Source organism: Trichlorobacter sp. (assembly GCF_034008105.1).
In the GTDB taxonomy this organism is placed as follows: Bacteria; Desulfobacterota; Desulfuromonadia; order Geobacterales; family Pseudopelobacteraceae; genus Trichlorobacter.
The window spans coordinates 16,681-36,615 of the sequence record NZ_JAVEPN010000013.1 but is presented as its reverse complement, the minus strand read 5'-3'; the positions used below and the strand labels follow the sequence as shown (position 1 = coordinate 36,615).

The following is a 19,935-nucleotide window of genomic DNA, read 5'->3' as shown; positions in this document are numbered from 1 at the left end:
CACCGCGCCTCAGAACTGACGTAAAAATCTGACATCGTTTTCAAACAGCAGCCGCATATCGCTGATGCCGTATTTCAGCATTGCGATCCGCTCAATCCCCATGCCGAAGGCAAAGCCGGAGATGGACTCAGGATCATAGCCCACATGGCGGAACACCTCGGGGTCCACCATGCCGGCCCCCAGGATCTCCAGCCAACCGGTCTGTTTGCAGACCCGGCAACCAGAGCCGCCGCAGATCACGCAGGCGATATCCACCTCGGCCGACGGCTCGGTGAAGGGGAAAAAGCTTGGACGCAGCCGCACACCGGTCTTCTGGCCGAACAGCTGGTTGGTGAAGACGGTCAGGATCCCCTTCAGGTCGGCAAAGGAGACCTTGCTGTCCACCATCAGGCCCTCGATCTGGTGGAACATCGGCGAGTGGGTGGCATCGGAATCGCAGCGATAGACCGTCCCGGGCGCAATGATCCGCACCGGCGGTTTCTGTTTGAGCATGGTGCGAATCTGGACCGGCGAGGTATGGGTTCGCAGCAGCAACTCGTTCTCCACAAAGAAGGTGTCCTGCATATCACGGGCCGGGTGTTCCGGCGGAAAGTTGAGCGCCTCGAAGTTGTACCAGTCGTGCTCGATCTCCGGCCCTTCGGCCACGGCAAAACCGAGACCGGCAAAGATCTCGCTGACCTCTTCCACCACCAGGGTCACCGGATGCTTGCTGCCCAGACGGTGACGTCGGCCCGGCAGGGTCACATCGATCCGCTCTGTGGCCAGTCGCTGCGCGGTGGCCGCCTCACGGGCTGCACTCATGGCCTGCTCAACGGCCCCTTCCAGTTCATCCTTGACCACGTTGACCAGTTGGCCCACCTTGGGGCGCTCTTCAGGCGGCAGTGCTCCCAGCCCCTTCATCAGGCCGGTCAACTCCCCCTTGCGCCCCAGATACTTGACCCGGATCTCGTTCAGCGCTTCCTCACTGGTGGCCGCAGTAATGGCCGCCATGGCCTGCTGCCGCATCTGTTCAAGCTGTTCCCGCATACCAAAGTCCTTTGTCTGTAGGGGTTAAACTGAAAAAGGAATGAGAGCACTAAGCCCCCATTCCTTTTTTCTGTGGATCAGCCAGACCTACAGCTGAGCCTTGGCCAGGGCCGAAATCTCGGCGAAGCCCTTCGGATCGGAGATGGCGATATCGGCCAGCACCTTGCGGTCGATCTGGATATCAGCCTTTTTGAGACCGAAGATGAACTTGCTGTAGGGCAGTCCGTTCAGGCGAGAAGCCGCGTTGATCCGCATGATCCAGAGGGAACGAAAGTCCCGCTTCTTGACGCGACGGTCACGGAAGGCGTAGTTAAGCGCCCGGTCAACTGCCTCGGTTGCGCTGCGGAACAGCTTGCTCCGTGCGCCACGGTACCCTTTGGCCAGCTTCAATACCTTGTTGCGACGCTGGCGTGTTTTAAAACCACCTTTTGCTCTCGGCATCTTAGTACTCCTTTAGGTGTATTGCCCGATCCGCAAGGGGCCGTTTTCCTCACGGTTCTGGGTCGGTGCACCTAGCGGTGCACCTAGCGCCCCTACCCGGTTACAGGTAAGGAATCAGTGCGCTGATGTTCTTTTGATCCACCGCAGCAACGGTGTTGCCCTGACGCAGGTTACGCTTGCGCTTGGTGGTCTTGGGGGTCAGGATGTGGCTGGTGAAGGCATGGGCACGCTTGATCTTGCCGGTGCCGGTCTTCTTGAAGCGCTTGGCTGCGGCGCGATTGGTCTTGATCTTGGGCATTGCAGACTCCTTTGTGAATAAATCTCTACAGGGTTATTTTTTCGCCTTGGGCGCAATAATCATAAACAGTTGACGGCCGTCAATCCGGGGAGCAACCTCCACCACGCCGATATCGGCTAGTCCGGCTGCAAATTTTTCTATCACGGCACGTCCGATATCCTGGTGGGTGATCTCGCGGCCACGGTAGACCAGGGTTACCTTGGCCTTGTTGCCTTCTTCTAGAAAACGACGCACATGCTTGATCTTGAAGTCCAGGTCATGATCATCGGTCTTGGGCCGGATCTTGACCTCCTTGACCTGTACCTGCACCTGTTTTTTCTTGGCTTCCTGCTGTTTCTTACTGGTCTGATACTTGAACTTGCCGTAGTCCATGATGCGGCAGACCGGCGGCGTGGCGGTCGGCGAAACCTCCACCAGATCAAGCTGACGGGCTTCGGCAGCCTCCAGGGCCTCCCGAAGGGTCAAAATCCCCAGTTGTTCGCCATCGTCGGCAACCACGCGTACTTCTTGGGCGCGAATGGCATGGTTGATGTTGGTTGTTGCAGTTTTAGGGGCGGCTATGGCGACACCTCCTCGCAGGATAACAGCATATTACTTGTGTGCCTTTACTTCTGATTCTACAAAGGCGATAAATTCTTCAGGTTTCATGGCATGCAGGTTCTTGCCGTCGCGGTAGCGCGGCGTCACGGTCCCCTGCTCCACTTCCTTATCCCCGATCACCAGCATGTAGGGAATCTTCTGCAGCTGGGCCTCGCGGATCTTGAAATTCAGCTTTTCGTTGCGCAGGTCTTCCTGCACCCGGATACCGGCTGCACGCAGTTGTTTGAACACTTCCTGCGCATAGGGGATCTGGTTGTCGGTCACCGTCAGTACGACCGCCTGCACCGGCGCCAGCCACAACGGGAAGTTGCCGGCAAAGTGCTCGATCAGCACGCCGATGAAGCGCTCAATGGAACCGAGGATAACCCGATGCACCATGACCGGCCGTTTACGCTCGCCGTCACTGGACACATAGGTCAGATCAAACCGTTCAGGCAGGGTAAAATCGCACTGGATAGTAGCACACTGCCACCGCCTGTCAAGACAATCGCGCAGCTTGATATCGATCTTGGGACCGTAGAAGGCGCCATCCCCCTCGTTGATCTCAAAGGGCCGGCCGGTATCCTTCAGGGCGCCCAACAGGGCTGCGGTGGCCCGCTCCCAATCCTCATCGCTGCCGATGGACTTTTCAGGGCGGGTGGAAAGCTCCATCTCGTAGTCAAAACCGAAGATAGCCATCACATCGGAGACGAACTTCAGCACCCCTTTAATCTCGCCGTCCAATTGCTCGGGCGTACAGAGGATATGGGCATCGTCCTGGGTGAAACAACGAACCCGCAACAGACCGTGCAGCACACCAGCCCGCTCGTGGCGGTGCACCGTACCAAGTTCAAAATAGCGTTGCGGCAGGTCGCGGTAGCTACGCAGTTGCGACTTGTAGATCATCATGTGGGACAGGCAGTTCATCGGCTTGACGCCGAAGCTCTGCTCGTCCACCTCGGTGAAGTACATGTTCTCGCGGTAGTTATCGTAGTGCCCCGACCGTTGCCAGAGCTCGGTCTTGAGGATCTGCGGGCCCACCACGATATCGTAGCCGCGCTTCAGGTGTTCCTTGCGCTCGAAATCTTCCAGCAGGGTGCGCAGCATGGCCCCCTTGGGATGCCAGATGGCAAAACCGGGACCGACCTCGTCGGAGAAGGAAAACAGATCCAGTTCGCGACCCAGTTTACGGTGGTCGCGACGCTTGGCCTCCTCGATGCGATGCAGGTAGGCTTCCAGCTCCTTTTTGTCCACAAAGGCAGTGCCATAGATACGCTGCAGCATCCGGTTGTTCTCATTACCACGCCAATAGGCGCCGGCAATCGAGAGCAGCTTGAAGGCCTTCAGCTTGTTGGTGTTGGGCACGTGGGGACCACGGCACAGGTCGGCAAATCCGCCCTGACTGTAGATCGAGACCTGCTCGGCGCCGATATCCTGGATCAGTTCTTTCTTATAGGGCTCGCCCATCTTTTCAAAGAAGGCGATCGCTTCAGCAGCGGACATCACCGAACGCTGAACCGCTTGACCGGCGGCGGCCAGCTCGGCCATCCGCTTCTCAATCTTTTCAAGATCTTCCGGGGTAAACGGCGTATCGACATCGAAGTCGTAATAGAACCCGTTTTCCACAGCCGGACCGATGGTCACCTTGGCCTGGGGGAACAGTTCCTTCACCGCCTGGGCCATCAGGTGTGAGGTGGAATGGCGGATGATATCAAGGGCCTCGGGGCTCTTTTCGGTGATGATGGCCACGGAAGCACCATCGGCCAGGGGGGCCGAAAGGTCCACCAGCTCGCCGTTCACCTGGCCAGCCAGGGCAGCCTTGGCCAGACCGGCGCCGATTGATGCGGCCAGATCAGCCACGGTGGCGCCGCTGGGCAGTTCGCGCTTCGAACCATCGGGCAACTGTACGTTAATCAAGGACATGGTTCGTCTTCTCCAAACAGAAAAGGCATCGGTAGTGCCGATGCCGCTCTCAGTTCAATGGTAGGCGCGGGCGGTCTCGAACCGCCGACCTCTACCGTGTCAAGGTAGCGCTCTCCCCCTGAGCTACGCGCCTCCAGCAAGGAATTGTCTTGATAACAGGTCGTGCAAGCTTCTGTCAAGCTGTTTTTACAGGGATTCGCTCCAGCAGCGCCACATTTTCCACATGGGGAGTTTGGGGGAACATGTCCACCGGCTGCAGTTCATGGCAGGCATAGCCCAGGCCGCTCAGGATATCCAGGTCGCGAGCCAAGGTCTGGGGCGAACAGGACACATACACAATCCGCTCCGGTGCAAGCTCTGCAACCTGCTGCAGCACCTCCCGGTCGCAGCCCTTGCGAGGCGGATTCAGAACCACCAGATCAAAGCGTTGCTCATCTTCAATGCTATCAGCCAGCAGCTCGCGCACATCGCCGGCTTCGAAGCGACAATTACGCCGATTATTCAGTCGGGCATTGCGTCGGGCATCGGCCACCGCCTCGGTGTTCATCTCAATTCCCACCACCCGTTTTGCATGGGGGGCCAGGGTCAGGGCGATACCACCGATGCCGCAGTACAAGTCCAGCACGGTCTGTTTTCCGGTCAGGCCGGCCCGTTCAAGCACCGCGTTATAGAGCAGCGCGGCAGCCTCATTGTTGACCTGCAGGAACGAACGAGGCGAGATCAGCACCTCCACCTCGCCGATCCGGTCCTGCACGGTCTGCTGCTTGGTCAGAAAATGGTCGTGGGGGCCAAAGATCACATTGCCTTCGCTGCTGTTGACATTCTGACAGGTCACCACCACCTGGGGCACCTGCTCCTGAACAAAGCGGGCCAGGTGATGGATTTCGTTGAAGGCCCGGCGGTAGGTAACAAAGGTCACCATCGCCTGATTGCTGCTGGCAGAGACCCGCACCACCAGGTAGCGCAGGACGCCGGTCTTGTTCTTCTCCTGCCAGATCGGCACCTTCAGTTTGCTGATCCCCTCGCGGGTGGCCTTGACCACCCGGTTCACCAGGGCATGGTGCAGCGGACAGTCTTCCAGGTCGACCACATCGTGACTGGCTCGGCGATAGATGCCGATATAGGGCTCACGGTGGGTGCCGGCCACCGCCAGTTTGGCGGTGGTGCGATAGTGCATCCGCTGGTTGGGGCTGAGCGGCTCCAGCACCGGCACCTTCTTTAAGGTGGGATAGGCGGCCAATTCGGCCCTCACCTGCTCGTGCTTCCAGCGCACCTGCTCGGCATAGCGCATCCCGATCAGCGCGCAGCCCAGACATTGCTCGGCCTCACCACAGATCGGTCGCTTGGTACGCAGCTCCGACGTTTGGGTCAGTTTGATCAGATCGGCATGGGTCACGTTCTGTCCCAGATGACTGATCCGTGCCAGACACCGGTCCTGGGGCAGTGCGCCGGCCACCAGGATGGTGGCGCCCTCGAAATGGGCAACACCCATCCCTTCCGGGTCAAGCCGTTCAATCAGCAGTTCCAGGGTCATACCCCGCCTCAAGCCGGACAGTGCCGCACCTTTTACCGGCGGCTTGGCAGCGGTGCGTTCGGCAGGATTGCGTGATGGTTTTTTCATGGTCTACTCCGCTGGCGGGCCGCCTCAAACAGCACAATACCACCAGCCACCGAGGCGTTGAGGGATGAGACGCCACCATACTGCGGGATCGCCAGCAGGCCGTCACACTGCTTGCGCACCAGCGGCCGCATCCCCTCCCCTTCGCTGCCGATCACCAGCACCAGATTGCCCCGCAGGTCGGTCTGGTAGATATCCTTCTCGGCCTCGCCAGCCAGGCCATAAGCCCAGCAGCCGGCATGTTTCAAACGTTCCAGGGCCTGCACCAGATTGGTGACCTGGATCACCGGCAGGGTCTCCACCGCACCGGCCGAGGCCTTCTCCACCACCGGCGTGACGCCGCAGGCCCGGTCCTTGGGGATGATCACTCCCTGGGCGCCGGCGCAGGCCGCCGAGCGGATCAGGGCGCCCAGATTCTGGGGATCCTGAATACCGTCCAGCATCAATAAAAACAATGGCGCATCCCCTGTCGGAGCAGCCAGAAAATCATCCAGGTCGGTATAGGCAAAGGGGGCCACTCGCAGCACCAGACCCTGGTGATGGGAGTTGCCGGCCAGACGCTCCAGATCGGACCGTTCACGCCGGCGAACCGCGACGCCCTTTTCTTCGGCCAGGGCAACGATCTTGGCAATACGATGGTCGCTGCCGCTGGTCTGCACAAAAAGCTCGAAAGCCCTGCGGTTTCCACGCAGGGCCTCACGGACCGGATTGACACCGTACAGGATGTCGTCGCTCATGGCGTCCCTTTCACAATCTCGTCCACAATCAGGTCGGCGGCCAGCACCGGATCAGCAGCCTTGGCAATCGGACGACCGATCACCAGATAGTCGGCACCGGCCTTGACCGCTTCAGCCGGGGTCATGATTCGCTTCTGGTCATCCACTGAGGCAAAGGACGGTCGCACACCGGGGGTCACGATCAGGAAATCAGGACCGCAGGCGGCACGGATGGCCTGTATCTCCAGCGGCGAAGCCACCACCCCGTCCATGCCGCTCTCCTTGGCCAGCCTGGCCAGACGCACCACCATCTGTTCCACCGGCTGCTCGATCCCCACCGCCTTGAGTGTCTCTTGCGTCGAGGAGGTCAGAATGGTCACCGCCAGCAGACGGGGACGCTCGGCATCAGTAAACTGTTTACGCACTGCAGTGGCGGCCTGTTCCATCATTTCCGGTCCGCCCAGGGCGTGCAGATTGGCCAGCTTGACCCCCAGCCGACCGGCGGCCAGCATGGCCTGGGCCACGGTATTGGGGATGTCGTGGTATTTGAGATCAAGGAACACCTGACCGCCGTGGCGCTTGACCGCCTCCACCGCGGCCGGGCCGGCGGTGGTGAACAGCTCCTTGCCCACCTTGAACATGCCGACCTTGGAGGACAACAGCTCAGCCCAACGGTCGATCTCGCTCAGTTTGTCCACATCCAGGGCAAAGATAATCTTTTCACGTGCCTGTTCTGGTGTCATATCAGCGCTCCCATATCTCTTTTTTGTCCTTGCCCAGGTAGGCCCGCTTGACCTCGGCGTTTTCCAGCAGCTCGTCGGCTGGTCCTTCCAGGATCACCTTGCCGGTCTCCAGCACATAGCCCCGGTCAGCCAGCCTCAGTGCGGCCTTGGCGTTCTGCTCCACCAGCAGGATGGTGACCCCCCGCTCGCCCCGCAGCTGCTGCAACACACGGAAGATCTCCTGCACCACCAGGGGCGCCAGGCCCATGGAGGGTTCATCCAAGAGCAGCAGTTTGGGACGGGCCATCAGGGCCCGGCCGATGGCCAGCATCTGCTGCTCACCGCCGGACATGGTGCCGGCCGCCTGCTTGCGACGTTCTTCCAGACGTGGAAACAGCTGGAAGATTTCCTGCATATCGTTATGGATGTCTGCCTTGGCATCCCGGGACCGATAGCGCAGGTAAGCACCCAGTTCCAGGTTTTCCTCCACGGTCATCGGCTTGAAGACCTGGCGCCCCTCCGGCACCTGGGAAACTCCCAATTTAACGATCCGGTCCGGGGCCAGAGCCTTGATCTCCTGTTTCTGAAACAACAGATCGCCGCCGCTGGCCGGAGTGACAGCGGAGATAGTGTTGAGGATGGTGGTCTTGCCGGCGCCGTTGGCGCCGATCAGGGTTACGATCTCCCCTTGGGCCAGATGCAAGGAGACGTTCTTCAGGGCATGGACCTTACCGTAGTAGGTGTTGACATTTTTAAGTCTTAGCATCAGTCATCGTCTCCAAGGTAGGCGGCAATCACCTCGGGATTATCCTGTATCTCGCGCGGCGTCCCTTCGGCCAGCTTCTGTCCCAGGTTGAGCACCACAATCCGGTCGCAGATATCCATCACCAGTTCCATGTCGTGCTCCACCAGCACCACGGTTACGCCCAGTTCACGAATCTTGCGGATCAGCTCCGCCAGACCGACGGTCTCCTGGGAGTTCAGCCCGGCGGCCGGCTCATCCATCAGCATCATGCGCGGCTTGCAGGCCATGGCCCGGGCGATCTCCAGCATCCGGCCCCTGCCAAAGGGCAGGTTGGCGGCGGTTACGTCGGCCAGGTCGGCAATGCCGACAAACTCCAGCCACTGCAATGCCTCTTCGCGGATACGACGTTCTTCCTTGAGTGCCCAGGGCATCTTGAACGAGCAGGCAAACAGGCCACTGGAACTTCTGCTGTGCAGCCCCACCATCACGTTTTCCAGCACGGTCATCTTGCCGAACAGTTCAATATTCTGGAAGGTACGCACCATCCCCAGGCTTGCCAGCCGTTCAGCCGGAATTCCGCTGATATCCTGCCCCTCGAAGATCACCCGACCGCTGGTCTGCTGGTAGATGCCGGTGACGATGTTGAACAGGGTGGTCTTACCGGCGCCATTGGGACCGATCACACCGGTGATCTCGTCGGCCCGGATGGAGAACGAGACATCGTTCAAGGCGGTGACGCCACCAAAGATCTGGGTGATGCCCTGCAACTCAAGCATGGCTGTCCCCCTTCCCCTTCCGCAGGCCAACCAGCTTGCGGAACAGGTCAGGAATCCCCTGTACCAGGCCGCCCGGCATGAAGATGGTCATCACCATCAGCAGACCGCCGTAAAAGACAATATCGTAGTCATGCATGAAACGCAGAAACTCCGGCAACAGCGTCAGCAACAGCGCCCCCAGGAATGAGCCGTAGATGCTGCCCAGACCGCCGATTACCACCATGGTCAACAGCTCCACCGAGATGTTGAAGCCGAAGGAGGGCGGCGCGATAAAGGTCATCACATGGGCGTAGAGCGAACCGGCGATGGCAGAGATCATGGCCGACAGGGCGAAGATCTGCACCTTGAGCAGCCGGGCATTGACCCCCACCACCCGGGCGGCAACCTCGGCGTCGTGGATGGCACGCAAGGCCCGCCCGATGCGTGAGTTGGCCAGGTTGACCGACAGCAGCACGCAGCCCAGCACAAAACACCAGACCAGGTAGTAATTCTTCAGGTCGCTGTCAAAGATCAGCTGGCCCAACTGCAGGTTGGGGATGCCGGAAAAACCGGAGGGGCCGCTGGTCACCTCGACCCATTCGTTGAAGACGATGAAGATGATGATCCCCAAGCCCAGGGTGGCCATGGCCAGATAGTGCCCTTTCAGCTTGAGGATCGGGAAGCCGATCATAAAGGCCAGGCCGCCCACCACGATGGCGGCAACCAGCATGGTAAACCATGGATTCCAGCCATAGGTGGTGGTCAGCACACCGGACAGGTAGGCCCCCAACCCGAAAAAGGCGGCATGGCCCAGGGATATCTGGCCGGCATAGCCCAACAGCAGGTTCAGGGCCACCGCCAGCATGGTGTGGATACCGACAAAGACCAGCACGTTCAACAGGTAGCTGTCAAGGAAGGCAAGCGGCGCCAGCAGCACGCAGACAGCAAAGATCGAGTATTTCAGCAGCTCACGTTTCACGCCGTTACACCCGTTCGCTTTCCGGCTTGCCGAACAGCCCCTGGGGTCGCAGGAACAGGATCAGCAGCAGGATCACAAAGGCGATGGCGTCCTTGTAACCGGAGGAGATCAGTCCGGCCCCCAGCGATTCAAGCACCCCCAGAACCAGACCCCCAATCACGGTGGAAAGGCCACTGGACATGCCACCGATGATGGCGGCGCAAAACCCTTTCAGACCCAGCATGATCCCCACATCGTAGGCGGTCATGGTCAACGGCGCCACGATGATCCCGGCCAGTGCCCCCATGGCGGCGCTGATCACAAAGGAGAGCAATACCATCCGCCGCACGTCGATCCCCACCAGCCCGGCGGCGCGGGGGTTATAGGAGCAGGCCCGCATCGCTTTGCCGCTGATGGTGTGGCTGAAGAACCATTTGTTAAGCCCGATCAGCACCACCGTGATGCCAAAAATCCAGAGATGTTGGGGCAACAGGGTGGCGCCGGCCAGCATGATCGGCTCGTCGCCGGTAAAGGATGGCAGGCTGTGGGTATCCTTACCCCAGATCAGCATGGCCAGACCACGGATCAGGATCGCACCACCGATGGTGATGATTACCAGGGAGATCGGTGAGGCCTTACGCAAGGGTCTGATGGCCAGCCGCTCGAACAGCAGCCCCACCAGGGCAGCCAGCAGCACTGCCAGCGGGATGGCAATCCACAGCGGCAGCTGCAGCACTGACAGCAGAAACAGGGTCAGCATCCCGCCCAGCATCACGAACTCCCCCTGGGCAAAATTGATGATGCCGGTGGCGTTATAGATGATGGAAAAACCGATCCCGATCAGGGCGTAGATCGCCCCGGTGGAAAGCCCCGACAGCAGGTATTGTAACAGTTGAGTACCTAATTCCATGCGTTTTCAGTGCAACCTTTGAATACGGAAAGACAGGCGGATGCCTGCCTTTCCGGTAATGAACCTGCCAGTACAACAGATAAGAGGGCTGTTTCTACTTTGCCAGACTCCAGTCCCTGTTCTTGATTTCCACCATCACAAAGGCCTCCTTGTTCAGACCGGCATGGTCACCGGCCGAATAGGTGAAGGTACCGCCGATGCCGTGAAAATTACGGGTATTTTCAAGTCCATCACGAATCGACTCAGCGGTAGTGGCGCCACGCTCGATGGCCGCCTTGAGCAGCATGACCGCGTCCCAGGCGTGGCCACCGAAGTGGTCACCTTCCTGTTTGTAGTGATTCTGGTAGTCCTTGACAAAGGCCAGCAACGAGGCCTTTTGCGGATCTTTCTTGGACAGCGCGTCGGCCACGATCACCTTGCCGGAAGGCAACCTGACCCCTTCGGCCGCATCACCAGCCAAGGCGATGAATTTCTTGGAAGAGACGCCGTGACTCATGTAAAGCGGCAGCTTCAGGCCCAGCTGCCGGGCGTTTTTAGCAATCACCGCCGGACCGGGGTTGGTGCCCCAGACGATCAGCACCTGGGCCTGGGAGGCCCGGATCTTGGTCAGCTGGGACGTCATGTCGGTGTCCTTGGGGCCGTAGGTGTCGTCCACCACAATCTGCATGCCGAATCGCGGGGCCAGCGCCTTCAACTGCTCACGGCCCGATGCGCCAAAACCGTCAGATACGGTCAGCAGGGCCACCCGATTCTGCCTCTGCCGCTTGAGGTAGTCATAGATCCGCTCCACGGCCAGTGCGTCGTTCTGGGCGGTCTTGAAGACATACCGTTTGACCGGGTCGGTGATCTTGCTGCCGGCCGCACAGGAGATCAACGGGATGCGGGCCTTCTCCACCACCGGAATCACCGCCATGGTCTCACCGGTGGTGCTGGGTCCGATAATCGCCACCACCTTGTCATCCCGGATTAGTTTGGTGGCCATCTGCACCGCCTTGGTGGCGTCGCCGGCGGTATCGTACACAATCAGTTCCAGCTTCTGGCCCTTGATGCCGCCGGACTTGTTGATCCCATCCACCACCATCTTGGCGGTGTTGCGTTCCGGCTCCCCCAGGAAGGCAGGTGGTCCGGTCACCGAAAACAGGCCGCCGATCTTGATGGTATCAGCTGCCAGGGCAAACGAAGCAGACAACAGCAATGTCGCCGACAGCATCAGAACAGTCATGATTCGTGTAAGCATCGTCATCCCCCTATTTCAGGATTGCCCAGTCACCTTTGGTGACCTTCACCATCTCAAAGGCCGACAGATCAAGGCCATTGTGGTCATTGGCCGACATGGTAAAGATACCGGAGACGCTGACCAGCTTCCTGGTCTGCTCCAGCCCATCGCGGATCTGGGCCGGTGTAGCGCCCTTGGTCCTGATGGCGTTGGTCACCAGCAGGAAGGCGTCATAGGCGTAGCCGCCAAAGGTCGAGGCCTCCATACCGTAAGCCTTGCGATAGGCCGCATCGTACTCACGCAGCAGCTTCTGCTGGGGGTCGTTCTTGGGCAACATCTCATAAATAGCCAGCTTGCCGGCCGGCAGCATCACCCCTTCGACCGCAGCCGGGGTGGCCAGTTCAATATACTTCTTAGATGCCACGCCGTGGCTCATGTAGATCGGAATCTTGATCCCCAACTGCTTGATGTTTTTGGTAATAATGGCCGGGCCGGGGTTGGTGCCCCAGCAGATGACGGCGTCGGCCTTGCTAGCGCGGATCTTGGTCAACTGCGGTGTCATATCGGTATCTTTGGGGCCGTAGGTCTCGTCAGTCACAATGCTGAAGCCCTTTTTGGCTGCCAACTCTTTCAACTGCTCGCGGCCCGAGGCGCCAAACCCGTCGGTCACCGTCAGCAGGGCGATGTTCTTCTGCTTCTGTTTGGCCATGTAGTTGAGGATCTTCTCAGCGGCGACATAATCATTGGCCGGGGTCTTGAAGGTCCAGGTACGCTCCTTGACCGGCTCGGTAATCTTGATACCGGCGGCACAGGAGATCAGCGGAATCTTCATCTTTTCTGTCAGGGCCAGCACCGCCATCGACTCGCCGGTGGTGCTAGGGCCGATGATGGCCACCACCTTGTCGTTCCTGATCAGCTTGGTGGCCAGTTGCACCGCCTTGGTGGCATCGCCGGCAGTGTCGTAGATCACCGCCTCCAGCTTCTGTCCGTTGATGCCTCCCTTGGCGTTCAGGTCGGCCACCAGCATCTCCAGGGTCTTCTTTTCAGGCTCCCCCAGAAACGATGCCGGGCCGGTCACACTGAACAGACCACCGATCTTGATGGTTCCGGCAGCCATGGCCGCCGTAGCCATACAGACCATCAGAAGTGCCATACTGCCGATCATCACCAGCTTCTTCATAGTCCCCCCTTTTTCACAGGTGCTTACATCGAATAAAGTCGCTCACCCGCCAGAATGTTGAAGTTAGTGCCTGACAGTGCCGCAATCGCCTTATCGGTCTCATCAAAACGGAAGATGATCACCGCATTGCCGCCGCAGCGTTCAACAAAGGCGTACATGTATTCCACGTTGATCTGGTCACGGTCCAGCACCTGCAGGATGGCCGACAGTCCGCCAGGTTGATCCGGCACCTCCACCGCAACCACCTCGGTCTTGTTGACAGTGAAACCCTTATCCTTCAATACCGTCTTGGCCTGTTCGACATCATTGACGATCAGACGCAGGATACCGAAATCAGAGGTGTCGGCCAGAGACAGGGCCCGGATGTTAATCCCGGCCTCGCCCAGGATACGGGTAATCTCGGCCAGGCGGCCGGACTTGTTTTCAATGAAGATGGAGAGCTGTTCGACTTTCATACGCGTGACTCCTTGCCATGAAACGAGGATTTTTTTGTTATGGTGCTGACTCCCGAGAAATGACGCGGAGGCGTACCTGTTCAGTACGCCGCACAAGGCATTTCGCTGGGAGGCTGTGCCAGAGCGAAAAAAGACCGTTTCTACAGCTTTCTGTTGTCCTGCACCCGTTTAGCCTTGCCTTCACTGCGCTGGATGGTCTTGGGTTCCACCAGCTTGACGGTGGAGGTGACCCCCAGCATATCCTTGATCTCCTTCTCGATCCGGCGGGCCAGCGACTGCAGCACCTTGATCTCGTCGGAAAACATCTGCTCGTTGACCTCCACCTGCACCTCCAGGGTGTCCAGGTTGTCCTTGCGGTCCACAATCAACAGATAATGCGGTTCAACCCCTTCCACCCGCACCAGGATCGATTCAATCTGGGACGGGAAGACATTGACGCCGCGGATGATCAGCATGTCGTCCGAGCGGCCGCTGAGGCGGGCAATGCGGCCATGGGTGCGGCCGCAGATGCAGGGGCTACGATCGATGCTGGTGATGTCACGGGTACGGTAGCGGATCAGCGGGATCCCCTGCTTGGTGATGGTGGTGATCACCAGCTCACCCTTTTCACCGTCGGCCACCGGTTGGCCGGTTTCAGGATTGATGATCTCCGGGATGAAGTGATCCTCCCAGATATGCAGCCCCTGCTTGGCCTCGATGCACTCGATGGCCACGCCGGGCCCCATGATCTCGGACAGGCCGTAGATATCGATGGCGTCCAGCCCCAGGTTGGCCTCGATCTCGGCCCGCATCGCTTCTGACCAGGGTTCGGCACCGAAAATGCCGACCCGCAGCTTGGACGACCTGATATCCACACCTTCCGCAGCTGCCTCCTCGGCCAGATAGAGTGAATAGGAGGGGGTACAGGTCAGTACGGTGGAGCCAAAGTCCTGCATGATCATGATCTGACGCTTGGTATTGCCGCCGGAGATCGGGATCACCGAGGCCCCCAGCTTTTCAGCGCCGTAATGGGCACCCAGGCCGCCGGTGAACAGACCGTAGCCATAGGCGTTGTGGATGATATCACCCTTATGGGCGCCGGCCGCCACAAAAGAACGGGCCATCAGGTCGGTCCAGGTACTGATGTCCTGCTGGGTATAGCCCACCACCGTCGGCTTGCCGGTGGTACCGGAAGATGCGTGAATCCTGACGATCTCCTCCATCGGCGCGGCAAACAGACCATAGGGATAGGAATCCCGCATGTCCTGCTTGGTGGTGAACGGCAGCCGCTGCAAATCGGCCAGGCTCTTCACATCCTCCGGCTTCACACCGGCCTGGTCGAACGACTGACGATAAAAGGGGACATTGGCATAGACCCGCGCCACCACCGACTGCAGGCGTTTGAGCTGCAGCGCTTCCAGGGCGGCCCTGGGCAGGGTCTCGAACTCTTCGTTAAAATAGTTGGCCATCGAAGCGACCTCCTACAGTGTCCGGCCCAGTGCAAAGGCCTTCAGGTTGATCTCCAACGCCCGCTTGGGCACCATCTTCTCAAGGGCCTGCTGCCAGATCTCATCGGCTAATGGCAGCCCCTTGGAGACCGCACCCAACAGCACCGTGTTGGCGGCCCGCACGTCGCCGGCCGCATGGGCCAGCCCCTGGCCATCCACCAACAGAAAATCCGGAAACTGAGCCTTGATTTTGTCCGCCAGGCCCTTGGGGTACTCGGCCTGGCCAAGCAGGATTGAAGGCGGCAGGATACGGTAATCGTTGACCACCACCTTGGCGCCCTGCTTGAGCAGTGGCAGGGCGCGACAGGCCTCCAGCAGCTCGAAACCGAACAGGATATCCCCCTCACCCTCCGGCACTACCGGCGAAAAGACCTGGCTGCCGAAACGGACATGGGAGACCACACTGCCGCCCCGCTGGGACATACCGTGAATCTCGCTCTTCTTTACCTCGTGTCCGGCCAGCATGAAGGCCTCGGACAGAATCTCGGAGGCCAGCAGGATGCCCTGCCCGCCCACCCCCACCAGGAGGATGTTGGTTACGGAGTTGTTCATTGCTTCCCCCCGATGGCGTTGAATTTACAGAGTTGCTGACAAACGTTGCAGCCGGTGCACAACTGCGGGTCAATGAAGGCCTTGCCTTTGTTGTTGTCCGGGTTGGGTTTCCATTCGATGGCCGGGCACCCGATCCGCAGACAGGCCTTGCAGCCGGTACACTTACCCTGATCAACCTCCAGCACCGCACCTTTTTCAAACCGTCCGGCCCCCTTGATCAGGACACAGGGACGATTGGTGATGATCACCGACGGCTCGGGCCGGTTCATCTCCTCTTCCAGGGCCAGCCGGGTGGCATCCAGATCGTAGGGATCCACCACGCGCACATGTTTGATTCCCAGTACCCGGCACAGTTCGGGGATATTGACCTCCGGTGCCGGCTCACCGTTCAGGGTAAAACCGGAGGCCGGGTTCTCCTGACGGCCGGTCATGGCCGTGATTCGGTTATCCAGAATCACCACCGTGGCCGGCGCACGGTTCCAAGCCATCTCCATCAGGCTGTTGACGCCGGTGTGCAGGAAGGTGGAATCGCCGATCACCGCCACCACTCGCCGCTGTTCTTCAGGTGGCAGGGAGCGGACAATGCCAGAGCCGTTACTGATGGAGGCACCCATACAGACGCAGGTATCCATGGCGTTCAGAGGCGGCATGAAACCGAGGGTGTAGCAGCCGATGTCGCCAGTCACATAGGCGTTGGCGCGGTTCAGTTGATAGAACAGACCGCGGTGCGGACAGCCGGGGCACATGTTGGGCGGCCGGGGCGGCAGCACCTCGGGGGCAACGGAGGTCTTGTTCTGGGCGGCGATTACACCGGCCTGAGCAAAAGCATCACGGATGCGTCCCGGCGACAGTTCGCCGCACAGCGAGATGATATCCTTGCCTCTGGCTGCGATCCCCATCGCCTTGACCTGCTCCTCAATGAACGGGTCCAACTCCTCCACCACAAACAGCTGCTTGACCTTGCTGCTGAAGTCGCGGATCAGATTGTGGGGCAGCGGCCAGACCATACCCAGCTTGAGCACACTGGCCTCGGGCAGCGCTTCGCGCACGTACTGGTAGGTCACCCCGGCGCAGATCACACCGATCTCGTCGGAACGCAGCTCCATCCGGTTAAGGGCGGCAGTGTCGCCGTAGCCGGAAAGTTGGACCGTGCGAGCCTCGACGATCGGGTGGCGCACCCGGGCGTTGCCCGGCAGCATCACCAGCTTGGCGGCATCCTTGACCAGCTTGGGGGCCGGCAGGTCGCTCACCCGCTCACCCAGCTCCACGATCGACTTGCCGTGGGAGATACGGGTGCAGCTGCGCAGCATGACCGGTGTGTCGAACTGTTCCGACAGCTCAAAGGCCAGCTTTGTAAACTCTTTACACTCCTGGGAGTCGGCCGGCTCCAGCATCGGCACCTTGGCAAAACGGGCGTAGTGGCGGCTGTCCTGCTCGTCCTGGGAGGAGTGCATCTCCGGGTCGTCGGCCACCACCAGCACCAGACCAGCCTTGACACCGGTGTAGGAGGCGGTGAACAGCGGATCGGCCGCCACGTTAACGCCGACATGTTTCATACAGGCCAGGGCGCGGGCCCCGCCGAAACAGGCGCCAATCGCCACTTCCAGGGCCACTTTTTCGTTAGGGGCCCAAGAGGCGTTGATCTCCCGGTAGCTGATCACATTTTCAAGAATCTCGGTGGAAGGGGTGCCGGGATAGGCGCTGGCCACCAGGCAGCCAGCCTCAAAGGCACCACGGGCAATGGCTTCATTGCCGGAAAGGATCTCTTTCATCAGACACTCATTTCTTGCACAGCGTGATGGGGTGATAAAGGAGTAATTTATACACGTCTCAACGGAAGCTTGTCAATTCGTTTACTTTTGTTCAACGCCCTCAAAATGCCGCTTTGCTGGCTATTTGTGAAGTGACGCGGTTTGTGGTATGAACATTGGCATGGCATCGCTGCTCTGCATACAGGATCTCATACTGGACAGTCGTTCACCTGCCCTCTCCCTTGAACTTGCACCTGGGCGGCAGGTCCGCTGCATTGTCGCCGATGACCAGCAGCTGACCCAACTGCTCAGACTCTGCACTGGCATGGAGCTGCCGGAAAACGGCAAGATACTGCTGGATGGCAACGACACCGCGCAACTTTCCCGGCAGCAGCTGTTGGGACTGCGTCAGCAGATTGGCATCGTCAGTGCCTCAGGCGGGCTGATTGCCAACCTCAAGCTGTGGGAAAATATCACCCTGCCGATCTGCTACCGGCAGGGCAGCGTTACCGACCAGGCCGAACAGCAGGCATTGGCACTGCTGGACGGCTTTGGCTACTGCGGCAACCTGCTGGCGCTGCCGGGGCATCTGTCAGCCTTTGAACGCAGAATGGCTGCCTTTATCCGCGCCGCCATAGCTGCTCCCCGTCTGATGCTGTATGCCGGCTGTTTTGACAACCTGACCAGTGACCAGCGCCGTCTGCTGTTCGACCAGGCGCAGCTGCTGCACCGTTCGGTCCCGGGTCTGGCTTCGCTGTTCCTGACCACCAGCAGCAAGGCGCTTAACGAGCTTCAGCCGGATTGTAGTTACGACCTGAAATCCAACACCCAGCCCGTTGCGAGGTCTGCATGATCAAGGAAGAAGATCCCCGATTCAAACACCTGGAACGAAAGATCGGCCTGTTTCTGCTGGCTGCCGTGGCAGGGATTGCCCTGGTGGTGGCACTGGTGGGCATTCAGCGCGGTCTGTTCACCAAAAAATACACGCTGCACTTTACTGCCGACCGGGGCACCGGTTTCTCAAAGGGGATGCCGGTCAAGCTGTCCGGCTTCCGTATCGGCAGGCTCACCGATCTGTCTCTCAACGAGCATGCCATGGTGGATATCACCATCGAGGTGGAGCAGAAGTATGCCAAATGGATCCGCAGCGATTCCAAGGCCAAACAGGTCAAAGAGGGGCTGGTGGGAGACGGCGTCATCGAGGTATCGGTGGGCAGCCCTGAGAAGCCTGAGATCAAGGATGGAGAATCAATTGCCTTTGTAAAGACCAAAGGGCTGGATCAGATCGTCGAGGAACTGTCCGACAAGGTCAGGCCGGTGCTGGTGGAGGTACGCGACATCATCGGCTACATCAACGATCCTGACGGCGACCTCAAAAAGGCGATCCGCAACATGGAGCTCTTGACCCGCAACCTGCATCAGACCCGCGAGCGGGCCGATATCCTGCTGATCAACGCCACCCAGCGCCTTGAAGCCATCAGCCAACGTTCCTTCACGCTGCTGGACAACGCCAACCACAAACTGGACAGGCTGAACATTGACCGGCTGAACACCAGCCTGGAAAAACTGCCGCCACTGCTGGACAACGTCAACGCCGTCTCCGTTTCCACCAGACAGCTGGCCGACAAGACCTTCCCGCTGTTGCCGGGCCTCTTGTCACGCACCGAAGAGCTCCTGTTCAGCACCGACCGGCTGATGAACAGCCTCAACAATTCCTGGCTGCTGGGAGGGGGCACTGATGGCCAGCAACGCCGTCAACCCGGCGTAGGTGACAGCCATGACTAGAACCGTTCTGCTGTTGCTCGTGATGAGCGGCACCCTTTACGGCTGCCTGGGTGGCGCCGCCAGACTGACGCCAGGCCAGCAGAAACTTGCTGTGCTGCAACAACGGGCACAGCTGCAGACTGACCGAGGCCGGCAAACCGAGGCCGAGCGGTTGTTGCAGGAGGCCCTGCGATTGGCCGCTTCCCTGGATGATCGCCAGGGGCAGACCAGCGTACTGCTCCAACAGGCCCGGCTGGCCCGTCAGACCGGCGATCTGGTGGCTGCAGACCAGGCCATCGCCAAGGCGCTGCCGCTGGCCACTGGCGGCCCGTACCATGCCGATGTAGCCCAGGAACGTGCCCTGCTGGAACTGGCCCGTAATGATGTTGCAGCAGCCAACCGGTGGGCGGAGATCGCGCGACGTGAGGAACAGGGCGAACTGATCGCCAGCCGTCTCAATCTGTTGGCCCGGCTGGCGCTGCTGCAGGGTGACCGTGACCGGGCTGCCCAGTTGGCTGAAGAGGCCTTGAAAAAAACGACCGACGACTCGTTAGCGGCAGAGCGGGCCAATGCGTTGAGAATGCTGGGGATGATACGCGGTCAGCAGGGGCGCCATGACCAGGCACAACAAGAATTGCAGCAGGCATTGGCATTGGACAAACAACTGGAACTGCCGGCCCGGATTGCGGCGGACCTCGAAGCGCTGGCTGAACTGGCGGGGCTGCGCGGCGATACCGCAGCGCAGCAGGAGTACCAACAGCGGGCCACCACCGTGAGGGATGCCATCAACGACGACAAACAGCCCCCTCCACAGCCTGAAACACCATAAAGGAGTACTA

Annotated in this window: 21 protein-coding genes and 1 tRNA gene; 3 read left to right on the top strand and 19 right to left on the bottom strand. The window is 59.7% G+C overall.

Annotated elements, in window-relative coordinates; translation table 11 throughout:
• Positions 1–9: 9 nt before the first annotated feature.
• The 19 genes from pheS to iorA all read right to left on the bottom strand — a co-directional run bounded on the left by pheS (position 10) and on the right by iorA (position 17,353).
• Entirely contained in the window at positions 10–1,026 is a 1,017-nt protein-coding gene (gene pheS, locus RBQ93_RS09095; RefSeq protein ID WP_320371795.1) for a phenylalanine--tRNA ligase subunit alpha, read from the bottom strand.
• Between the two features lie 87 nt (positions 1,027–1,113).
• On the bottom strand, positions 1,114–1,467 hold the full coding sequence (rplT, locus tag RBQ93_RS09090; RefSeq protein ID WP_320371794.1) for a 50S ribosomal protein L20: 354 nt from the start codon (positions 1,465–1,467) through the stop codon (positions 1,114–1,116).
• 100 nt (positions 1,468–1,567) lie between these two features.
• Positions 1,568–1,765: a 50S ribosomal protein L35 gene (gene rpmI, locus RBQ93_RS09085; RefSeq protein ID WP_320371793.1), complete on the bottom strand. Its 198-nt coding sequence runs from the start codon at positions 1,763–1,765 to the stop codon at positions 1,568–1,570.
• A gap of 33 nt (positions 1,766–1,798) precedes the next feature.
• The gene (gene infC / locus RBQ93_RS09080) at positions 1,799–2,326 is read right to left on the bottom strand and encodes a translation initiation factor IF-3 (RefSeq protein WP_320371847.1); all 528 of its coding nucleotides are present in this window, start codon (positions 2,324–2,326) and stop codon (positions 1,799–1,801) included.
• Between the two features lie 30 nt (positions 2,327–2,356).
• Positions 2,357–4,267, bottom strand: a complete 1,911-nt coding sequence (thrS, locus tag RBQ93_RS09075) for a threonine--tRNA ligase (RefSeq protein WP_320371792.1) — start codon at positions 4,265–4,267, stop codon at positions 2,357–2,359.
• A 58-nt stretch (positions 4,268–4,325) separates the two neighbouring features.
• Positions 4,326–4,400: transfer RNA gene (locus RBQ93_RS09070), tRNA-Val, on the bottom strand.
• Between the two features lie 42 nt (positions 4,401–4,442).
• Positions 4,443–5,888, bottom strand: a complete 1,446-nt coding sequence (rlmD, locus tag RBQ93_RS09065) for a 23S rRNA (uracil(1939)-C(5))-methyltransferase RlmD (RefSeq protein WP_320371791.1) — start codon at positions 5,886–5,888, stop codon at positions 4,443–4,445.
• Positions 5,885–6,622 carry a 23S rRNA (guanosine(2251)-2'-O)-methyltransferase RlmB gene (gene rlmB / locus RBQ93_RS09060; protein WP_320371790.1) on the bottom strand — a complete coding sequence of 246 codons (738 nt, stop codon included), beginning with the start codon at positions 6,620–6,622 and terminating at the stop codon, positions 5,885–5,887. Before rlmB ends, rlmD begins: the two co-directional genes overlap by 4 nt.
• A complete protein-coding gene (gene pyrF / locus RBQ93_RS09055) occupies positions 6,619–7,344 on the bottom strand; it encodes an orotidine-5'-phosphate decarboxylase (protein ID WP_320371789.1) in 726 nt (241 codons plus the stop codon). Before pyrF ends, rlmB begins: the two co-directional genes overlap by 4 nt.
• A 1-nt stretch (position 7,345) precedes the next feature.
• Positions 7,346–8,089: an ABC transporter ATP-binding protein gene (locus RBQ93_RS09050; protein WP_320371788.1), complete on the bottom strand. Its 744-nt coding sequence runs from the start codon at positions 8,087–8,089 to the stop codon at positions 7,346–7,348.
• Positions 8,089–8,844, bottom strand: coding sequence for an ABC transporter ATP-binding protein (locus RBQ93_RS09045; protein WP_320371787.1), 756 nt, complete (start codon positions 8,842–8,844; stop codon positions 8,089–8,091). The genes RBQ93_RS09050 and RBQ93_RS09045 overlap by 1 nt, the downstream gene beginning before the upstream one ends.
• Positions 8,837–9,802, bottom strand: coding sequence for a branched-chain amino acid ABC transporter permease (locus RBQ93_RS09040; RefSeq protein ID WP_320371786.1), 966 nt, complete (start codon positions 9,800–9,802; stop codon positions 8,837–8,839). The genes RBQ93_RS09045 and RBQ93_RS09040 overlap by 8 nt, the downstream gene beginning before the upstream one ends.
• A gap of 4 nt (positions 9,803–9,806) precedes the next feature.
• Positions 9,807–10,691 carry a branched-chain amino acid ABC transporter permease gene (locus RBQ93_RS09035; protein ID WP_320371785.1) on the bottom strand — a complete coding sequence of 295 codons (885 nt, stop codon included), beginning with the start codon at positions 10,689–10,691 and terminating at the stop codon, positions 9,807–9,809.
• 94 nt (positions 10,692–10,785) lie between these two features.
• Positions 10,786–11,928 (bottom strand): ABC transporter substrate-binding protein, encoded by a 1,143-nt coding sequence (locus tag RBQ93_RS09030; protein ID WP_320371784.1) that lies wholly within the window; start codon positions 11,926–11,928, stop codon positions 10,786–10,788.
• A 10-nt stretch (positions 11,929–11,938) separates the two neighbouring features.
• Positions 11,939–13,087, bottom strand: a complete 1,149-nt coding sequence (locus RBQ93_RS09025) for an ABC transporter substrate-binding protein (RefSeq protein WP_320371783.1) — start codon at positions 13,085–13,087, stop codon at positions 11,939–11,941.
• 23 nt (positions 13,088–13,110) lie between these two features.
• A complete protein-coding gene (locus RBQ93_RS09020; RefSeq protein WP_320371782.1) occupies positions 13,111–13,542 on the bottom strand; it encodes an ACT domain-containing protein in 432 nt (143 codons plus the stop codon).
• Positions 13,543–13,682: 140 nt separating this feature from the next.
• A complete protein-coding gene (locus RBQ93_RS09015) occupies positions 13,683–14,990 on the bottom strand; it encodes a phenylacetate--CoA ligase (protein WP_320371781.1) in 1,308 nt (435 codons plus the stop codon).
• Between the two features lie 12 nt (positions 14,991–15,002).
• The gene (locus tag RBQ93_RS09010; protein WP_320371780.1) at positions 15,003–15,581 is read right to left on the bottom strand and encodes an indolepyruvate oxidoreductase subunit beta; all 579 of its coding nucleotides are present in this window, start codon (positions 15,579–15,581) and stop codon (positions 15,003–15,005) included.
• Entirely contained in the window at positions 15,578–17,353 is a 1,776-nt protein-coding gene (iorA, locus tag RBQ93_RS09005) for an indolepyruvate ferredoxin oxidoreductase subunit alpha (RefSeq protein WP_320371779.1), read from the bottom strand. The genes RBQ93_RS09010 and iorA overlap by 4 nt, the downstream gene beginning before the upstream one ends.
• Positions 17,354–17,501: 148 nt before the next feature.
• Between iorA and RBQ93_RS09000 the strand changes: the two genes are divergently transcribed.
• Genes RBQ93_RS09000 through RBQ93_RS08990 form a run of 3 tightly spaced genes read left to right on the top strand, consistent with a single transcriptional unit; the run spans position 17,502 to position 19,925 of the window.
• Positions 17,502–18,185, top strand: a complete 684-nt coding sequence (locus RBQ93_RS09000; RefSeq protein WP_320371778.1) for an ATP-binding cassette domain-containing protein — start codon at positions 17,502–17,504, stop codon at positions 18,183–18,185.
• On the top strand, positions 18,182–19,117 hold the full coding sequence (locus RBQ93_RS08995) for an MlaD family protein (protein ID WP_320371777.1): 936 nt from the start codon (positions 18,182–18,184) through the stop codon (positions 19,115–19,117). Before RBQ93_RS09000 ends, RBQ93_RS08995 begins: the two co-directional genes overlap by 4 nt.
• On the top strand, positions 19,110–19,925 hold the full coding sequence (locus RBQ93_RS08990) for a tetratricopeptide repeat protein (protein WP_320371776.1): 816 nt from the start codon (positions 19,110–19,112) through the stop codon (positions 19,923–19,925). The genes RBQ93_RS08995 and RBQ93_RS08990 overlap by 8 nt, the downstream gene beginning before the upstream one ends.
• Positions 19,926–19,935 lie beyond the last annotated feature (10 nt).